We start from the raw sequence: 16609 nt of genomic DNA on the forward strand, positions 1-16609 counted from the left end.
TCGCGCTTGTCCCGGCCGGTCCTCACGGCCGTCGCCAGGTACCACCCCAGCGCTCGACACGCATCGCGCACTCGTCGCGGACCGCGCGTAATTCGCCGACACGGTCTTTCGCCTCAGCGAGATCGCCCAGCAGGCAGGCAAGCGCCCATCGCAATGGAACAAGCCCCAGACGACCGGTGAGGTCCAACGCCGCTTCGCCAACGAGCCGGGCTCGGTCCAGGTTGCCGGCGCTGCACAGCGCCGCCGCCAGCACCACCTGACTCTTGGCCGCGTGTCGCGCCGCGCCGCCGAGGGTGGCCGCGGCCAATTCGACCGCTGACTCCGCGTGCCGAACCGCGTCGTCACCCGCGCCACCCACCATCGCCAACTCCGCGGCGATCCAGGCCCGCCGCACCGCCGCCCGGGGCGGCGCCAGGGGCACGAACTCATCGGCCCGCACCAGCAGTGCTGCGGAGGCGGCCAGCCGCCCGACTCCCAACGCATCCGCCGCCAGCCCGGTCAACGCGTCAGCGACCGGTTCGGGATCGTCACCCGCCAGCGCCAACGCGCGACCGTCCCAACCTCGGGCCAGACCGTGCCACCCCAGCTGCCGCAGAAACGACGCCTGTGTGCTGTGCGCGAGCGAGCCCAGCCGGGCCGACGGGGCCGCCCGGGTCAACGCCGCCAGGTCGGCGTAGGCAGCGCCGTAACGGCCCTGCCCTGCGGCGGCTACCGCCCGCAACCATTGCTGGCGTGGTGAACTGGCAGCGGGCAGCGGCCAGGCCCCCGGAGCGTCGCCAAAGGCGGCCGCGGCCAGTTCCGGTTCGGCGGACGCACTGTGAGAGAGATGTATCACGGTCCGGTATCCGTTAAGAATTCATGGTTTCTGCGTTACACCGGTATTAAATCCACCGAGGATGGAATTTGGTTTGCATGTGCTGCGATTCGGCTGCGAGCTGCAGTATTTCGGACCAGCATGCCGCCAACATGCAGTGCTCGCCTCCAACTAGATTTTGAGACGTATGAACGCGGGGTAAATTGCCAAGCCGCGCTTGGTCATTCGGCACGTTACCGCGTGTTGACTGTAATTCCCTAGCGCCCCTACGTTTATGGCGACGAGTAGTCACCGATGACCCGCTCGACCTGATCATGGGCGCGTAGAGAGGGACTTCAATGCCGCAACCAGAGCAACTACCAGGGCCCAACGCAGACATTTGGGATTGGCAACTTCAAGGCCTTTGCCGCGGCGTGGATTCGTCCGTGTTTTTCCACCCCGACGGTGAGCGTGGGCGGGCCCGCCTGCAGCGGGAGCGCCGGGCCAAAGAGATGTGCCGCAGTTGCCCTGTGATGGCTCAGTGCCGTACCCACGCGCTCGACGTGGGCGAGCCGTACGGAATCTGGGGCGGCCTGTCGGAGACCGAACGCGAACTGCTGCTCAAGCGCGACATCGGCAGGACACGCGGCATCCGCCGCAGCGCCTGATTTCGGCTCAGCAGCAGCCGGGCAGGGACGGGTCGGTGCTCACAGAATCGACCCGTCCTTCTTGTACTGCTCGATCTTGTCCCAGTCGACGCCGGCGTCGAGCAGGATCTCCTCGGTGTGCTGGCCGTGCTCGGGGGCACCGGTCGGTTGCACGTGGTGCCCGTCGAACTGCACCGGGTTGGTCGGCAGGATGTAGGGCTTGCCGTTCATCGCCGTGACCTCGGGGATGTAGCCATTGGCGATGACAGCGGGATCGTCGACCAACTCGCTCGACTTCTGCAGCACACCCCAGGCGCCCGTCAGCGGCTTGAGGATGTCGCGCCACTGGTCGAGGGTCTTGGACGCGAATTCGGCGTCCATGATGTCGATGAGCTCGCCGCGATTCATGAAGCGCGAGTGGCCGTCGGCAAAGCGCTCGTCGGTGATCAGGTCGGTACGGCCGATGACGGTCATGAACTCGGGATAGAACTTGTCGCCCTGCAACATCATCAGCGTGATGTAGCGGTCGTCCTTGGTCTTGTAGTTGCCGACCAGCGGGTTGGGCATCTCGCGGTGGGTGAAGGTCGGGATCGGGTCGCCGCCGTACAGCATCGCCGCGGTCACCTGCGGGGTCATCGCCCACGCCGCGAGGCCGAGCAGCGAGACGTCCACGATGGAGGTCTCCCCCGTCGCCTTGCGCTTGAACAACGCGGCGGCGATCCCGCCGGCGATGGTCAGCCCGCCCATCAGGTCGCCGAATGCCGGGGTCTGCATCACCGGCTCGGGTAGCTCACGGGTCAGCGCATCGGCGATTCCGCCGCGCGACCAGAAGGAGACACCGTCATAGCCGGGCCGGTCGGCGTCGGGACCCTCTGGCCCGTAGCCGGATCCACGGACATAGATGATCTCGGGGTTAGCGGCGCGGATCTGCTCGATCTCGATGCCGAAGTGCTTGCGACGACTGGGCAGATAGCTGGTAAGGAACACGTCGCTGCTCTTGGCCAGTTCGTGGACGACCTCCTGGCCGCCCGGGGTGGTCAGGTCGATACCGATGGATTTCTTTCCGCGGTTGGGCATTTCGATCATGTAGTTGACCGCGGTCGGGCCGCCCGGGATGAGACCCATGGTGACCAGACCGCGCTGCGGGTCGCCACCCTCACGTGGCTCGACCTTGATCACGTCGGCGCCCCACTCGGCCAGCACCGCGCCGGCGGCGGGGACGAATGTCCACGCCGCGACTTCCAGCACGCGGATGCCGCTCAGTGGTTTGGCGTCAGTCATAACGAATCCTTCTCTCTCGCAGTCATTGTCACTAGTCACTGATGAGTCCGAAGCGGCGGTACGCCGCACGGATGTCGGTACGCGCCTGCTCGGGCAACTTCGCCTGAGGCGGACGGGATTCGGGGTAGGACCCGATCGGCAAGCCGACCACCGACGCGGCGTACTTGAAAGCGCCACCCCAGTGGGTGAAGTAATCGGGCCGTCCGGGGTACCGGGTGAACCAGCCGCGCATATCGAGCTCGAACTGGTCGAGCCCCGACTCCTGAGCGAAGTCCATTGCCTCGACCAGCTTGTCGTTCCAGACCAACTCCCAATACTGAGACAGCGCAGGCTTGTCCGCCGTCTCGAACAGGTAACCGGTGGTGCCGAGCTGTCCGGGGCCGACGATGCCGGACCGCAGCCAACCGGCCCGGTACACCGTGGTGTCGCATTCCCAGATCAACAGATCCGGTGCCAACTCGTGCAGCATTCGGCTTTGATGCGGCCGGAACGAACCCTCCTTGGTGGCGCACACCGCCGGAATCTTCTCGACGATGTGAGCGCTCTCCTGCGCCGAGAGCACATAGCCCGAACTCGGCGAGTTGAACATTCCGAGCGCGATGTCCGTGCGGTCGGCGATGTAGGAGAAAAAGCCCAAAACTCCCTCGCCACCGTGCAATTCCATCATCGGGGTCTGGATGTAGACGATGTCGGCGCCGGCATCCTGGGCGTGCCGGGTCAGCTCGAGGCAGTCCTTGGCCGACAGCGCGGCGGTGCAGGCTTGCACCACCACCTCCGGGTTGATGCCACGAGCTTCCTCGATGGCGATCTCCAGCAGCTTCTTCCGCTCGGCGATGGTCAACGACCAGAACTCGGCGACACCACTGGTCACCCAGAGCATCGGGTGATGCAACGTGCCCACGCAGTGCCTTACCAGCGTGCGATAGGCATCCCAGTCGATGTCGTCACCGTCGCGGCCGCTGAACGGCGTGTAGAGCGAGTCACCGATACCGTGCAGCGACGTTCGCGCCCATTGACGAGCATCCTTGGCGTTGACCATCTTTCGACCCCCTGAATCAGCCGACGATCTCGAAGATCGCCGCCGCCGACGTCACCGCTTTGTCGGCGTTGCCCTCGTCGTGCAGCAGCATGCGCACGCCGACCTTGCCCGACCCGCTGACGTGTGCGGTGCCTTCGACCCGGAACGGGCCCACCTTGCCCCGCGACATGAACATCACGTGCCAGCTCACCACCTGCAGCTTGCGGGTGCCGGCCGCGCCGGCGGCCAGGTCGATCGCTGCGGTTTCCAGGAGCACGTGTTGCGGCCCGATGTGCAGCGCGGCATCCGGTGACGCCAGCTCGACGCTGAGCGCGGGCAGCTGCCACTTGCCGTCGGAACGCTGCGATGCCCCGAAGGCCTTCCACAGCGGGGGCAGGTCCGGGGTGTCCTCGATCACCAACTCGGTGCCCGAAACATCCATCTTGCCAAGGCCTTCGGGTGGGATCCCGATGATCGCGCCTTGGCCCTCGTTGAAAGCGATGACGCGGTCGGGGTTGTCGGCGTCGACGATCTTGCATCGCCCGTAGCCCATCATCCGGCCCTGGTGCACATTGCCCGAGTCGACGATCTCGACGCGTTTGACGTCGTATCCCGGGTCGACGATCTGCACCGAGGCGATCACCGGGTTGGGCACCGCGATCATGTCGGTCTGGCAGCCCTCCGGTGAGGATATGGCCAACGGCGCCACCATGATTCCACCGGCCTCGTTGCGCATGTCGCGGCGGATGACCACGGTGTCGTCGACCTCGCCGATGTCCATCGACGAGTGCTTGCGCCCGATGTAGCGGTAACTCAGCAAACCCGTCCAGCGCCGGTACAGCTCGTCTCGGTAGGCCTCGGCGTCGTCGAGGAATTCCCGGATGTCGCGCAGCGGCTCGGTCATTCGCGTCGTCCTCCTGAGCGGGAAGTTGAGCGGACGCTCGGTTAGGACTTTACGGCTGCCCTCGTCAATGTAAAGGCGGTATTGCCGATCTACTGCGGATCGAACAGCACCGGGACCGAGGTCGGCGACCGGAAGACCTGCCCGCGGACATGCGGATCGTCGGCGTCGGGATCGAGCCGCAGGTTGGGCAACCGGTCCAGCAGCAGGTTGATCGCGGTGCGCATCTCCAGCCGGGCCAGGTGCATGCCCAGGCAGACATGGACACCGTGGCCCCAGCCAAGATTCGCCTTGGCCTGGCGATGGATGTTGAAGGTGTCGGGGTCCTTATACCGGTCCTCTTGCCGGTTCGCCGCGCCCAGCATCGGCATCACGGTGCAGCCGGCCGGAATCTTGACGCCACCGAGTTCGGTGTCTCTGGTCGTCACCCGGGTGATGGTCAGCAGCGGAGGCTCCCACCGCACGCCTTCCTCGATGGCCTGCGGAATCAGCGAACGATCCGCGCGGATCGCCTCGAGCTGCTCGGGGTCGGACAACAACCCGAGTAACAGGCTGCCCAGCGACCGGTAGGTGGTCTCCACGCCGGCGGGCAGCAGCAACCGGAGGAACGAGAAGATCTCCTCGTTGGTGAGCTTCTCCCCGTCGATCTCCGCGGCACCGAGCGCACTGATCAGATCGTCTTTGGGCTCGGCACGACGCGCCTCCAGGATCGGCTCGAAGTACTCGCAGAGTGCGGCCGAGGCCGCCAGCCCACGCTCGGGGTTCATCAGCCAGCTGAGTAGGGAGATCGACCAGCGCTGGAACTGCGGGTAGTCCTGCTCGGGCAGCCCCAGTAGGCCCGCGATGATCTGGCTCGGGTAGTCGAAGGTGAATTCCTTGACCAGGTCCGCTTTACCGTTGGCCGCGAAGTTGTCGATCAGGCCGTTGGCCACCCGGCCGACCAGCTCGTCTTGCCACTTCGCCAAAGCCTTCTGCGAGAACGCTTTCGACACCAGTGAACGCAGCCGTCCGTGCCGGGGCTCGTCCATGCCGAGCATCACGCCCTCGCCGAGCACCGGCCCGAACGCCGCGATGACGGCAGCCGAGGAGAAGGTCTCGTTGTCGCGCAGCATCTGCTGGACATCCTCGTGGCGGTACACGATGAACATCGGCAGCGATTCCTCGTGCGGCAGAGCACCCGAGGTGTCGAGTCGCTGCACCGGCTCCTCACGGCGCAGCCGCGCGAGTTCGGTGTACGGGTCGCGAACGTCCCCGGAGATCGCGTCGTCAAAGGCGCCGAAGTCTTCCAGGTCGTCGAAAAGCTGTTCCATTACCACTCACTCCTCATTTTCCGCTGCGCTTGGCGGCTAACGACGCCAACCGCTGCATCACCGGTGCCGGGACGACTTTGGTCGCCGCCACCATCGCTTTCTGGGCTGTCGTCAAGGGCCACGCACCATTGCGCATCGATCCTTGCTTGGGTATGCCGAGCACGACCCGCGACATGTGGTGCATGCCGATCGCCGGCAGAATCCGGCTGGCGGTCAACAACATCGACGCGTCGGGTCCCACGCCGCGACGACGGAACGAACTGGTGTCGGCCAGCGCCTTGAGCACTCCGTCGGTGAACTTCTCCGGTGGCCGGGCCATCCGCATCGCTGCGCGCCCGCGGGTGTTCATCGTGTTGTGCAACCGGGCGTAGGGACCGCCGAAGTCGCGATCGTCGATAGTGCCCGCGTCGGTGATGATCTCGGTGTCGTAGGTGCCGGCCACCAGCACGGTGACACCCAATCCGAACGGTGCGATCTCCACCGCCATCGACTCACCCCAGCGCTCCAACGCACCCTTGGCTGCGGAGTACGGCGCGGTGGCCGGCTGACCGCGCACCCCCGCCGCGCTGGACACCAGCACGATTCGACCCTCGCCGGCCGCCCGCATCGACGGCAGCAATGCCTGGGTGAGCGCAACCGGCCCGAGAACACTGGTGGCGAACAGCTTCTGCCACAACGCGATGTCGGTCTCCTCGACCATCCCGGCGGCGGAGATACCGGCATTGTGCACAACCGCGAACGGCGCACCCACCGCCTCGATGATCGTCTTTGCCGCGACCGCGACCGATGCCTGATCGACCAGGTCGAGCTGCACGGCGATCAGACGGTCGTCGTCGGCCGTCGCTCCGGTCGCGTCGCGTAGCGACGCCATTCCGGTGTCCGGAGTGCGCATCGCCGCGACCACGCGCCACCCCTCGCGATACAGGCGCGTGGCGGTGGCGAGCCCCAGACCACGGGAGGCGCCGGTGACGACGACGCTGCGCGGCTCAGCCATTTTTGCTCGCGCAGGCGCCTACGCCGGGAGGTGGCGCATCGACGTGCGGGCGGCCGTTGGGCTCGCCGCTCGCCCATGTCGACCAGATGCCCACCGAGTACGGACCTTGTGCGCCGGCTTTCTCGTAAAAGCCCTGCGGGTCATACACTTTGGCCTCCGGGTACGGCCATGGGCAGGCTACCGAAGTGGCGGAGTGGGTGACCTTGATGACCCAGAACCAGCCTCCGTAAACGAAGTAGGAGACGTTGATGATCGCGAACATCACCAGGAAGGTCCCCAGCACCGGCCGCGCCGGGAACAACTTCGCTTTGGCCGCAAGCTTTTCCGCGACCGACTTGCCGGTGTCGTCGCGGTAGCAGAGGATCGCCGCCGGCACCATCACGAAGCACACCGAGAACGACTCCCAGATCAGCGGGAACTGGAAGGTGGTGCCGGTGAACACCGAGCCCCAGGGAATCACCTGCGCATAGATGTACATGCCCCAGTGGATGAGGATGTTCTCCAGGAACGCGTCGAACACGAAGCCGATCGCGAGCGTCAGCAGACCGAGGCTGATCAGCGGGTGCCGGGACACATAGCTCGCAGGTCCATGTTTGGCCTGCAGCTTGCGCAGGATCGACACCGCCGGGAAGTACGGGCCGAAATAGAACATCACGTAGCCGAAGACCACGAACGGCTCGACGGTCGGCGAGATCGACACCAGCGGAAAGTATTCGGGCCAGTGCACCAGATCGGGGTTGTAGACCGCGAAAGGTGACCAGTTCATGATCGGGTCCTGCCACACGATCAACGTGGTGCACAGGAACATCAGCATCGCCGGGCTGCCCGGGTTGCGCCGCCAGCCCCGGATGAACACGACCAGCAGCACCAGCAGCGCCACCACCGTGGCACCGTCGAGGAAGTCGATGTAATCCAGCCCGAAGCTGAATTTCACCGGTCGCGGGCGGCCCTGCACATTCGGGTTGGCGACACGTGGGTCAAGGGCCACACGGCAATTCGCGATGAAGAACAACGCGAATGCGGCCAGCGCGGCACCGGCAATCCAGCCACCCCATTTGCGCTTCGCTGCGGCCGGCCGGGTCCCCGTGGCCGGCGGTGCGGATTGGTCGGTACTCATCTCTTCCTCACCCTTCTTCTCCGAAGCGGTCGACGAGGTGCGAGTTCACGCCGTCGGCGTCGAGCGTCCGGGCGACCAGGTAGCCGGCGCCCATCCAGGCACGTCGGGTCCACTTACCGAAAGACACCCGGGTGCCTGGAGCACCGGATGCGGCGGGCATCATCTTCACCCTCTCCAGCGCCTCCTTGACACCGCGCGGGCTGAGCGGATGGGCGTCGCTGAACGCCCGCACGAGTGTGGCGGCGACGTCGCGATTGACGACGGTCACGCAGAATTCGGGGCGGCTGCCGTTGTACTTCTGCGCGTAGCTGTCGAGGAAGTCCTGCCCGATCTGGTTCGCTTCGTCGTACTGGTCGACACCGGTCCACCCCATGAACGCGTTCCACATGATCGGATTGACCCACGCGTTCTGCCATGCGGTGGTGGTGAAGCGCGGGGGGTCCCAACCGATGGCCTCCAGTGCGGGGTTGATGAAGACGATTCCGAATCCGAATCCCAGGTGCACGATCGCCTCGGACTTTGCCTCATGCAGGGTTTGCACCGCGGCGTTGATGTCCTGAGCAGTCTGGGCGATGGAGACCTCCGCGACGATCCGAATTCCCTTGCGCCGACAGGCACTTCGTAGGTTCTTCAGATAGCTCTCGCCGATCAGGCTCTGTTCGACCAGAACACCGATCTCGGTGAGTCCCCGTTTAGCGACCAGGTCCGCGATGAAGATCGGCTCGTCTGTCATCGATCCCTGCGGGAAGGCGAAAGTCCATTCGCCCAGCCAGTCGTCGGTGCCGGTCACACTGATGGCGGGCACTTTGAACCGCTCCTCGATGGCTTCGCGCAGCGGCACGCAGTTGTCGGTGATGTTGGGACCGAAGACCACGAGGCAGCCCTCGTCGACCAGTTCGCCGTAGGCGTCGATGACCGCTTTGACCGAACCCTTGGGCAGACCCTCCACCTCGCGGTAGATCATCTGCACGGGACGGTCCATCAGACCCTGCTGCACCGCCTCTTCGAATATCACGTCGAAGGTCTGAGTGAAGGAGGCGAAAAGCTCCTCGGGGAACCCCGGCGGGAGCTTGAAGTCCATCAAATAACCGACCTTGATCGGCTCCGCAGTGCTCTCGTAGGACATGGAACCTCCACTGGGCCGGTTCACCGCCTCTGGTCGCCGGCCTCGGCAAACCTAATATTTGTTCAGACCCTAGCGTCGGCGCCGATGCGCGTCAATCACCGGAGGCGACAGACTCGCTCAAGTACACGCCGATCATTTCCTTGAGACTGCGGGTGACGGCCACGTCGTCGGTGAGCGGGCCGGCGATCGCCGCCTCGGCGGCGGCGTGCATCGGTAGACCCTCGGCGACCAGTCGGCCGGCGGCGATCAGCACCCGGGTGGAGGCCACCTCACGCAGGCCGCCGGCTTCCAGGCGGCGGATCGCCTGTCCGAATCGCACCAGTTCCGCGGCCGTGGCTGGGTCCACCCCGGCTTCGTGCGCGACGATGCCCTCCTCGACTTCGCGTGCCGGAAAGCCGAATTCGATGGCGACCATCCGCTGGCGCGTCGAGTCCTTGAGGTCTTTCAGCACACTCTGGTAGCCGGGGTTGTACGACACCACCAGCCCGAATCCCGGTGCCGCGTCCAGCGTCACCCCGAGCCGCTCTATCGGCAGTTGGCGGCGGTAGTCGGCCAGCGGATGCAGCACGACGGTGGTGTCCTGGCGCGCCTCCACCACCTCGTCGAGATAGCAGATCGCACCCTCGCGCACCGCGCGCGTCAGCGGGCCGTCCACCCACTCCGTCTCGCCGCCACGCAGCAGATACCGGCCGACCAGATCGGCGGTGGTGAGGTCGTCGTGGCAGGCCACCGTGATCAGCGGCCGTTGCAGGTCGTGGGCCATCGCCTCGACGAACCGGGTCTTACCGCAACCGGTCGGACCTTTCAGGACGATCGACAGACCCTGGCGGTAGGCCGCCTTGAACACGGCCTCTTCGTTGCCGACCGCGGTGTAGAAGGGTCGGGTCGCGTCGGCCGCCGACGATGCACCGTTCTGGTGCACGAGCGCGGACTCGTTGGCCATCACTACCCTTCCGCCAGCCGCAGCATTGCGGTTCCTGGAGCCTAAACGGAACAGATGTTAGTTTCAACAAAGCGTTCGGTTCGCCGGAGCGTCACGACACCCGCCGCTTCACTTCTGCCGCGCGGATCGCCGAACGAAACAGTGGCCCAACGACACTCGTCAGTTCATCGGGTCGGGCGATGCTGGCATGCGCGGTGCTGCCGAACACCCGGCGCAGCGATTCCACGTCGGTGCCCGCGCCGACGGTCAGGCACACGCAGCCGGTGCCGCGCCGTCGGGCCTCGGTCAGCGCGCGCCGTGCGTCGGCGGCACCGTAGCCGCGCTCATAACCGTGGTCGTAGGCCAGTCCATCGGAGAGCACCACCAGCAGTCGGCGCGAGGTGCCGCCACGCGCTTCCAGGACGGCCGAGCCGTGCCGGACCGCGGCGCCGAGACGCGAGTAGGCGCCCGGCTGCAGGCTGTTCAGTCGCCGCAGGACGAAGCTGTCCAACGGATCGTCGAATCGCTTGACCGGCATCATCGTCACGGCACTCCGGCCCTGCGAGTAATAGGCGTACAGGGCCACCCGGTCACCCAGATCATTTAGCGCAACGGCCAGATTCGCGACGGCGGTGCGCTGCTGCTGATGCACCGTCCGTCCCAGCGTGCCCGCCTCGGCCGCCGATCCCGAGATGTCCAGCAGTAACAGCACCGACAGGTCTCGTCGACGCCGCAGGCTGTCGAGATACACCGATTCGTCAGGCACGGATCCGGCCATCGCTTCCACACGTGCTTCGACGACGGCGTCGATGTCGATGTCGTCGCCTTGCGCCTGTCGGTGCCGACGATGCAGGCCCATGCCGAGCCTGGCCAGGGGACGTCGCAAGCCGATCGCATCGTCGATCGCCACGCTCGCCGATGCCCTTGTCGGGCAATCGATTTCGAGCACGGTGCACCAGTCGACCCGGTAGCTCTTGCGGTTGACATCCCACTCCGGATATTTCACGCCGCGGGTGCTCAGGTCGGCCGCGTGATCAATACCGTCCTCGCCCACCCGCGATGCCAGCGAAGATACGGCCAACGCACCACGCGTCGCGGCGTTGGTGCGATGGGTGGGGTTGTCGGCGCCGGGCGGGCCGCCGCCGCTGCCGGTCTTGCGCGCCGAGGACAACATCTTCTTCAACCACTTGCCGACGAACCCGCCACCTCCCACCGGGCTGGTGAACAGGTCCGGGTCGTCGGTGTCGTCGACTTCGCCGTCGTCGAGCTCGTCCAACTCTCGAGGCTTCGTGCTGCGCGGGACGTGTGCGGTCTGTTCGCTGTCCGCCTGCTTGGCAGCACGCGACGACGCCGCGATCAGCTTCTTGGCCCGTATGACACCGAATTCCGGGGGCGGGTCGTCGACCGCTTCTCGTCCGGACGCCAGGGTGAGCGACGCGGCAGGATTGGCGCTGCGACGGGCGATGCCCGGATCGCCTAAGGAAGCCAGTACCTGCGGCAGGACGTCGGCATTGGCGATCAGAGCGCGATGCCCCTCGACGGCCAAATAGCGCTTGGCAGAACGTGAATGACCGGCCAGCGAGCGGACGACAGCGGGGTCGAAGCTCTGCGCGGCGATCATCGACGCCTGCACCGCGACGGCCGCCAGATTCGCCCGCGTCGGCAGCGACGGGTCGACGAAGATCGTCTGCCCGTCCGTCCATGGCGGCTCGCCCGGGCGCTGCGCGTCGACTGCCACCGCACAGCCCGCGAAAGCTGAAGCGAGCATGCCGAGGGTGCGCAACCGGTCGGCGTCGGCGCTGTCGGGCGCAGTCACCTCGATGTCGCTATCCCCCGGGGCCGTTGGGCCACTTGAGCAGTGAACCGGCGTCGACCCGGATCTGTTGACCGGTGATGTACCGGCTGTCGTCGCTGGCCAGGAACACGCCGAGGTTGGCGCTGTCCTCGGGTTCGATGTACGGGATCGGCATCGCCTGGAAGATGGTGAACAGCGGCTCGGCGTCCTCGCGGGTCGCCTGCTTGCCCTGCTGGGTGAGGTCGGGCCGGAACATGCTGTACATGCCGTCGTTCTGCAGCAGGTGGGTGTTGCAGTTGGTCGGGTGGATGGCGTTGACGCGAATCATGCGGGGCGCCAGGTGCATACACATCTCTTCGATGTACTCCATCACGACTCGCTTGCTCCAGCCGTAGCCCGCGCCGCCCGGTCCCATGTTCGGGTTGTCGGTGGTGCCGCGGATCATGCCTGCGGTCGATCCGGTGACGATGATCGAAGATCCGTCCGGCAGATGCGGCACGGTGACGGCGATGGTGTTCATCACGCCGAGCAGGTCGACGTCCGAGGCGTCGACGAACGACATCGCGTCGTGCGGACGGCCCATCGCCATCGGCAGGATTCCCGCGTTGGCCACGACGATGTCGATACGTCCGAGATCGGCCAAGCCGGCCTCGACCGCATCGCGAAGTTCGTTGCGCTCGCGCACATCGGCGATCCGTGCGACGACGCGACGGCCCAATTCCTTGACTGAGCGCTCGGTTTCGGCGAGATCGTCGGGCGTTGCGAGCGGATAGGGATTGGACGGGATATCACGGCAGATGTCCGTCGCGATGATGTCGGCGCCCTCCCGGGCCATCGCGATGGCGTGGGCCCGGCCCTGCCCACGGGCCGCTCCCGTGATGAAAGCGACCTTCCCCTCAAGCTTTCCGGGCATCCGTGCTCCGTCCTCGGCGATAGTTGAGCGCGGGCCCAGTCCCCTTGCTCGGATGCACCGAACCTAACCAGCGTTACGGATCACGTCAACTCTGTAAGCACAAATGTTTGGTTACGGCGCTGGTGGTGTACCGCCCGAGGCGGCAGCTATTCAGCGGTTCGGGGCCTTGATAACGGCTGCGACCCGTCCGGCGCGACACCGGTATGGCGGATAGCCCCGAACATATATTTGGTTGAGCGGTCTGTTCGACGGCCCGCCGATAGGATCCGTCAATGCAGCTGCTGCTCGTGAAACTCGGGCTGATCCTGTTCGTGATCGGCCTGCTGACCGGGTTCGCCGTCCAAGCGCTGAAGAATCCGCGGATGGGGTTGACCAGCCACCTCGAGGGAGTGCTGAACGGCATGTTCCTCGTGCTGCTCGGCTTGTTGTGGCCGCACGTGCACTTGTCGCACGCGTGGGGTGTCACCTCGGTCGTGCTGATTGTGTACTCCACCTACGCGAACTGGCTTTCGACACTGCTCGCCGCGGCGTGGGGTGCCGGTCGCACATTCGCGCCAATCGCCGCCGGCGACCACGAAACCTCCCCGCTCAAGGAGCGGATCTTCGGCACCCTGTTGATTTCACTGTCGGTCGCGATCGTGATCGGCGTCGTCATTGTGATCGTCGGGCTCTGACGATGGGCGACGACCAGCGGTGATCCCTGGGCGGCTCGGCTAAAGAAAACGAGCGAGCGTGAAGCTAGGCGAACGCTCGGTCTCGAGCGTGAATCTAGACGCACTCTCGGCTGCTAAGCCCAACGGAAACACCCCCGGACCTGTTGAGTCCGGGGGTGTTTCGTCGAGCAGTGACCTAGTGGGCGTGGCCGTGGTGATGGCCGTGCCCGTGGTCGTCGGCAGCCTCGGCCGGCTTCTCGACAACCGCGGTCTCGGTGGTCAGCACCATCCGCGCCACCGACGCGGCGTTGAGCACCGCCGAACGGGTGACCTTGACCGGGTCGATGACCCCGTCGGCACCGAGGTCGCCGTACTCCAGCGTCGCCGCATTCAGACCGTGCCCGACCGGCAGCTCGCTGACCTTGCTGACCGCGACCGCGCCGTCGAGCCCGGCATTGGTGGCGATCCAGTGCAGCGGGGCGCTGAGCGCGTTGGAGAACACCTCGACCCCGCTGGCCTCGTCGCCGGACAGCGATGCCTGCAGCTCTCCGAGCGCCTTGCGGGCGTGGATCAGCGCCGATCCGCCACCGGAGACGATGCCTTCTTCCACCGCCGCCTTGGCCGCGGCCACCGCGTCCTCGACGGCTTCCTTGCGCTTCTTGAGCGCGGTCTCCGTCGCCGCGCCGACCTTAATCACCGCAACGCCGCCGGCCAGCTTGGCCAGCCGCTCCTGCAGCTTTTCGCGATCCCAGTCGGAGTCGGTGGCTTCGATCTCGGCGCGCAGTTGCTTGGCGCGGTTGGTGATGGCGTCAGCGCCGCCACCGCCCTCGACGATGACGGTGTCGTCCTTGCTGACCACCACGCGACGGGCCGAGCCCAGCACGTCGAGGCCCACCTCGCGCAGCGAGAGACCGACGTCGGGGTTGACCACCTGTCCGCCGGTGACGATGGCCAGGTCCTCCAGGAACGCCTTGCGGCGGTCGCCGAAGAACGGCGCCTTGACCGCGACGGCCTTCAGCGTCTTGCGGATCGCGTTGACCACCAGCGTCGACAGCGGCTCGCCCTCGACATCCTCAGCGATCACCAGCAGCGGCTTGCCGGCCTCGGCCACCTTCTCCAGCAGCGGCAACAGGTCGGGCAGCGAGCTGATCTTGTCGCGATGCAGCAGGATCAGGGCGTCCTCGAGGACGGCCTGCTGGGCGTCGAAGTCGGTGACGAAGTAGGCCGACAAGAAGCCCTTGTCGAAGCCGACGCCCTCGGTGAACTCCAATTCGGTGTTCAGCGTCGACGACTCCTCGACGCTCACCACGCCGTCGTCGCCCACCTTGCTGATGGCCTCACCCACAAGCGCACCGACCTCCTCGTCACGCGACGAGACGGTGGCGATCTGGGCGATGCCGGTCTGGCCGGACACCGGGGTGGCGGCGGCCAGCAGCGCCTCGGACACGGCGTCGGCGGCCTTGCTGATGCCCTGGCCCAGCGCGATCGGGTTGGCACCGGCCGCGACGTTGCGCAGTCCGTGCTTGATGATGGCCTGCGCCAGCACGGTCGCGGTGGTGGTGCCGTCGCCGGCGATGTCGTTGGTCTTGGTGGCCACTGACTTCACCAGCTGGGCGCCCAGGTTCTCGAACGGGTCTTCCAGGTCGATCTCACGGGCGACCGTGACGCCGTCGTTGGTGACGGACGGGCCGCCAAAGGCCTTGGCCAGCACCACATTCCGGCCACGCGGGCCCAGCGTCACGCGGACCGCGTCGGCGAGCTTGTCGACACCGGCTTCCATCGCCCGACGCGCGGTCTCGTTGAACTCAATCTGCTTACTCATGAATGTCCTTACGACTAACGAGTGCCGCCCCGGAACTCACCCGTCGAAACGGGAAGCTCCGGGGCGGGACACGGGCGCTTACTTGTTGACGACAGCCAGCACGTCGCGGGCCGAGAGGATCAGGTACTCCTCGCCGCCGTACTTGATTTCGGTGCCGCCGTACTTGCTGTAGATGACGGTGTCGCCTTCGGACACGTCCAGCGGAATCCGCTTCGAGCCGTCCTCATCCCACCGGCCGGGGCCGACGGCGACGACTTTGCCCTCTTGGGGCTTTTCCTTAGCGGTGTCGGGAATGACCAGACCGGATGCGGTCGTGGTCTCGGCCTCGTTGGCCTGTACGAGGATCTTGTCCTCGAGTGGCTTGATGTTGACGCTCGCCACGATTGGAGCCCTCCACTTAGTTAGTCAGGTCGGGGGCGGTTGCCCCGATTTTCCAGGTGTTTTTGGCTTTCGTCCGCGCCTGCGCGTCGTCGTCGCGGGAGCCGACGCCGGGCTTGGCCGATTGCCACCTAGCACTCTATACATGCGAGTGCTAGCACTCAAGGCTGGGCCGGTGCGATCTGGACACGGAGCGCGCTCGGGGGCTCGCACTGACAGCCTTGCAGCTCGTTGGCAGGTTGCTCACAGCCGCTCCCACTCCGGGATGGTGAACAATTTGATCGTGTCTTTTTTCAGAACAGCGGTTCGCATCGTCCACGCGATCGCTCCGAGTCTCGCAATCGGCATCGCGCTCTCCGGCGTCGCGCATGCAGACGGCCAGCTGTACGGCGACCCGCAGACTGCGGCGACATACTGGCGCTACCAGCATCAGGAGGATTGCGGGCTGATGGCGGTGGCCGACGTCGTCGGCCAACTCACCGGCCACGAACCCTCCCAGGTCGGTATCGAGATGCGCGGCATCTTCACCCCGAGTTCCTCGCACGGCGGTGATGTCTACTTCTTCGACGGGACCTCGCCGCAGGACATGGTGGGTTTGCTGCAGCATTACGGCATCCAGTCCGACATGACGACCGGCAATTCCCTCGACACCATCGAGCAAGACCTGACCGGTGGACACAAAGTGATCGCGGCGCTCAACGCCGAAACCATCTGGAACATTTCCGGCAGCCGCACGACCCCCGATCATGCCGTCGTCGTCACCGGGGTCGACACCGCCAACAACGTCGTCCATCTCAACGACAGCGGCACGCCCAACGGTCGCGACGAACAGATCCCGCTGAACGTCTTCAGTCAGGCGTGGGCCACCAGCAACGACTTGCTCATCGTGACGCAGGCGACCGGTTACGACACCGTCCCGTGGATTCCGCGCCTTTGAGC

General features: G+C 65.9%; 16 protein-coding genes. 3 read left to right on the plus strand and 13 right to left on the minus strand.

The window, feature by feature from the left end; translation table 11 throughout:
- Nucleotides 1-22 precede the first annotated feature (22 nt).
- Nucleotides 23-835, minus strand: coding sequence for a hypothetical protein (locus CYU59_RS17415; protein ID WP_292991956.1), 813 nt, complete (start codon nt 833-835; stop codon nt 23-25).
- 317 nt (nt 836-1152) lie between these two features.
- Here CYU59_RS17415 and CYU59_RS17420 point away from each other — a divergent pair, with 317 nt between their 5' ends.
- A complete protein-coding gene (locus tag CYU59_RS17420; RefSeq protein ID WP_292991957.1) occupies nt 1153-1461 on the plus strand; it encodes a WhiB family transcriptional regulator in 309 nt (102 codons plus the stop codon).
- A gap of 39 nt (nt 1462-1500) precedes the next feature.
- Here the strand turns inward: CYU59_RS17420 and CYU59_RS17425 are convergent, their stop codons facing one another.
- The 10 genes from CYU59_RS17425 to CYU59_RS17470 form a co-directional block, all read right to left on the minus strand.
- Nucleotides 1501-2721: a CoA transferase gene (locus CYU59_RS17425; RefSeq protein ID WP_292991959.1), complete on the minus strand. Its 1221-nt coding sequence runs from the start codon at nt 2719-2721 to the stop codon at nt 1501-1503.
- A gap of 31 nt (nt 2722-2752) precedes the next feature.
- Nucleotides 2753-3760 carry a dihydrodipicolinate synthase family protein gene (locus CYU59_RS17430; RefSeq protein ID WP_292991961.1) on the minus strand — a complete coding sequence of 336 codons (1008 nt, stop codon included), beginning with the start codon at nt 3758-3760 and terminating at the stop codon, nt 2753-2755.
- Nucleotides 3761-3776: 16 nt separating this feature from the next.
- A complete protein-coding gene (locus CYU59_RS17435) occupies nt 3777-4643 on the minus strand; it encodes a hypothetical protein (protein ID WP_292991963.1) in 867 nt (288 codons plus the stop codon).
- Between the two features lie 89 nt (nt 4644-4732).
- The gene (locus CYU59_RS17440; protein WP_292991964.1) at nt 4733-5950 is read right to left on the minus strand and encodes a cytochrome P450; all 1218 of its coding nucleotides are present in this window, start codon (nt 5948-5950) and stop codon (nt 4733-4735) included.
- Between the two features lie 13 nt (nt 5951-5963).
- Entirely contained in the window at nt 5964-6944 is a 981-nt protein-coding gene (locus tag CYU59_RS17445) for an SDR family oxidoreductase (protein ID WP_292991966.1), read from the minus strand.
- Nucleotides 6937-8061 carry a spirocyclase AveC family protein gene (locus tag CYU59_RS17450; RefSeq protein ID WP_292991968.1) on the minus strand — a complete coding sequence of 375 codons (1125 nt, stop codon included), beginning with the start codon at nt 8059-8061 and terminating at the stop codon, nt 6937-6939. Before CYU59_RS17450 ends, CYU59_RS17445 begins: the two co-directional genes overlap by 8 nt.
- Before the next feature lie 7 nt (nt 8062-8068).
- Entirely contained in the window at nt 8069-9187 is a 1119-nt protein-coding gene (locus tag CYU59_RS17455; protein ID WP_292991970.1) for an ABC transporter substrate-binding protein, read from the minus strand.
- Nucleotides 9188-9278: 91 nt separating this feature from the next.
- The gene (locus CYU59_RS17460) at nt 9279-10130 is read right to left on the minus strand and encodes a CbbQ/NirQ/NorQ/GpvN family protein (RefSeq protein WP_292991972.1); all 852 of its coding nucleotides are present in this window, start codon (nt 10128-10130) and stop codon (nt 9279-9281) included.
- 91 nt (nt 10131-10221) lie between these two features.
- Entirely contained in the window at nt 10222-11877 is a 1656-nt protein-coding gene (locus tag CYU59_RS17465; protein ID WP_293001169.1) for a VWA domain-containing protein, read from the minus strand.
- A 58-nt stretch (nt 11878-11935) separates the two neighbouring features.
- Nucleotides 11936-12817, minus strand: a complete 882-nt coding sequence (locus tag CYU59_RS17470; RefSeq protein WP_292991974.1) for a mycofactocin-coupled SDR family oxidoreductase — start codon at nt 12815-12817, stop codon at nt 11936-11938.
- A 272-nt stretch (nt 12818-13089) separates the two neighbouring features.
- Between CYU59_RS17470 and CYU59_RS17475 the strand changes: the two genes are divergently transcribed.
- The gene (locus tag CYU59_RS17475) at nt 13090-13491 is read left to right on the plus strand and encodes a hydrogenase (protein WP_292991977.1); all 402 of its coding nucleotides are present in this window, start codon (nt 13090-13092) and stop codon (nt 13489-13491) included.
- A gap of 175 nt (nt 13492-13666) precedes the next feature.
- Here the strand turns inward: CYU59_RS17475 and groL are convergent, their stop codons facing one another.
- Together groL and groES are read right to left on the minus strand one after the other, a co-directional pair.
- Nucleotides 13667-15292, minus strand: coding sequence for a chaperonin GroEL (groL, locus tag CYU59_RS17480; RefSeq protein WP_292991980.1), 1626 nt, complete (start codon nt 15290-15292; stop codon nt 13667-13669).
- A 78-nt stretch (nt 15293-15370) separates the two neighbouring features.
- On the minus strand, nt 15371-15673 hold the full coding sequence (groES, locus tag CYU59_RS17485) for a co-chaperone GroES (protein WP_163779981.1): 303 nt from the start codon (nt 15671-15673) through the stop codon (nt 15371-15373).
- 280 nt (nt 15674-15953) lie between these two features.
- Between groES and CYU59_RS17490 the strand changes: the two genes are divergently transcribed.
- On the plus strand, nt 15954-16607 hold the full coding sequence (locus tag CYU59_RS17490) for a C39 family peptidase (protein WP_292991988.1): 654 nt from the start codon (nt 15954-15956) through the stop codon (nt 16605-16607).
- The last annotated feature ends 2 nt before the right edge of the window (nt 16608-16609 follow it).

The sequence above is a fragment of the Mycobacterium sp. genome (assembly GCF_002863225.1).
Lineage (GTDB): Bacteria > Actinomycetota > Actinomycetes > Mycobacteriales > Mycobacteriaceae > Mycobacterium.

Bases quoted from the DNA above. Each gene is read 5' to 3' on its own strand.
- CYU59_RS17420 (WP_292991957.1), top strand. From the start codon at position 1,153: ATGCCGCAACCAGAGCAACTACCAGGGCCCAACGCAGACATTTGGGAT.
- CYU59_RS17475 (WP_292991977.1), top strand. From the start codon at position 13,090: ATGCAGCTGCTGCTCGTGAAACTCGGGCTGATCCTGTTCGTGATCGGC.
- groL (WP_292991980.1), bottom strand. From the start codon at position 15,292: ATGAGTAAGCAGATTGAGTTCAACGAGACCGCGCGTCGGGCGATGGAA.
- CYU59_RS17470 (WP_292991974.1), bottom strand. From the start codon at position 12,817: ATGCCCGGAAAGCTTGAGGGGAAGGTCGCTTTCATCACGGGAGCGGCC.
- CYU59_RS17435 (WP_292991963.1), bottom strand. From the start codon at position 4,643: ATGACCGAGCCGCTGCGCGACATCCGGGAATTCCTCGACGACGCCGAG.
- CYU59_RS17425 (WP_292991959.1), bottom strand. From the start codon at position 2,721: ATGACTGACGCCAAACCACTGAGCGGCATCCGCGTGCTGGAAGTCGCG.
- CYU59_RS17450 (WP_292991968.1), bottom strand. From the start codon at position 8,061: ATGAGTACCGACCAATCCGCACCGCCGGCCACGGGGACCCGGCCGGCC.
- CYU59_RS17445 (WP_292991966.1), bottom strand. From the start codon at position 6,944: ATGGCTGAGCCGCGCAGCGTCGTCGTCACCGGCGCCTCCCGTGGTCTG.
- CYU59_RS17460 (WP_292991972.1), bottom strand. From the start codon at position 10,130: ATGGCCAACGAGTCCGCGCTCGTGCACCAGAACGGTGCATCGTCGGCG.
- CYU59_RS17465 (WP_293001169.1), bottom strand. From the start codon at position 11,877: ATGCTCGCTTCAGCTTTCGCGGGCTGTGCGGTGGCAGTCGACGCGCAG.
- CYU59_RS17455 (WP_292991970.1), bottom strand. From the start codon at position 9,187: ATGTCCTACGAGAGCACTGCGGAGCCGATCAAGGTCGGTTATTTGATG.
- CYU59_RS17430 (WP_292991961.1), bottom strand. From the start codon at position 3,760: ATGGTCAACGCCAAGGATGCTCGTCAATGGGCGCGAACGTCGCTGCAC.
- CYU59_RS17440 (WP_292991964.1), bottom strand. From the start codon at position 5,950: ATGGAACAGCTTTTCGACGACCTGGAAGACTTCGGCGCCTTTGACGAC.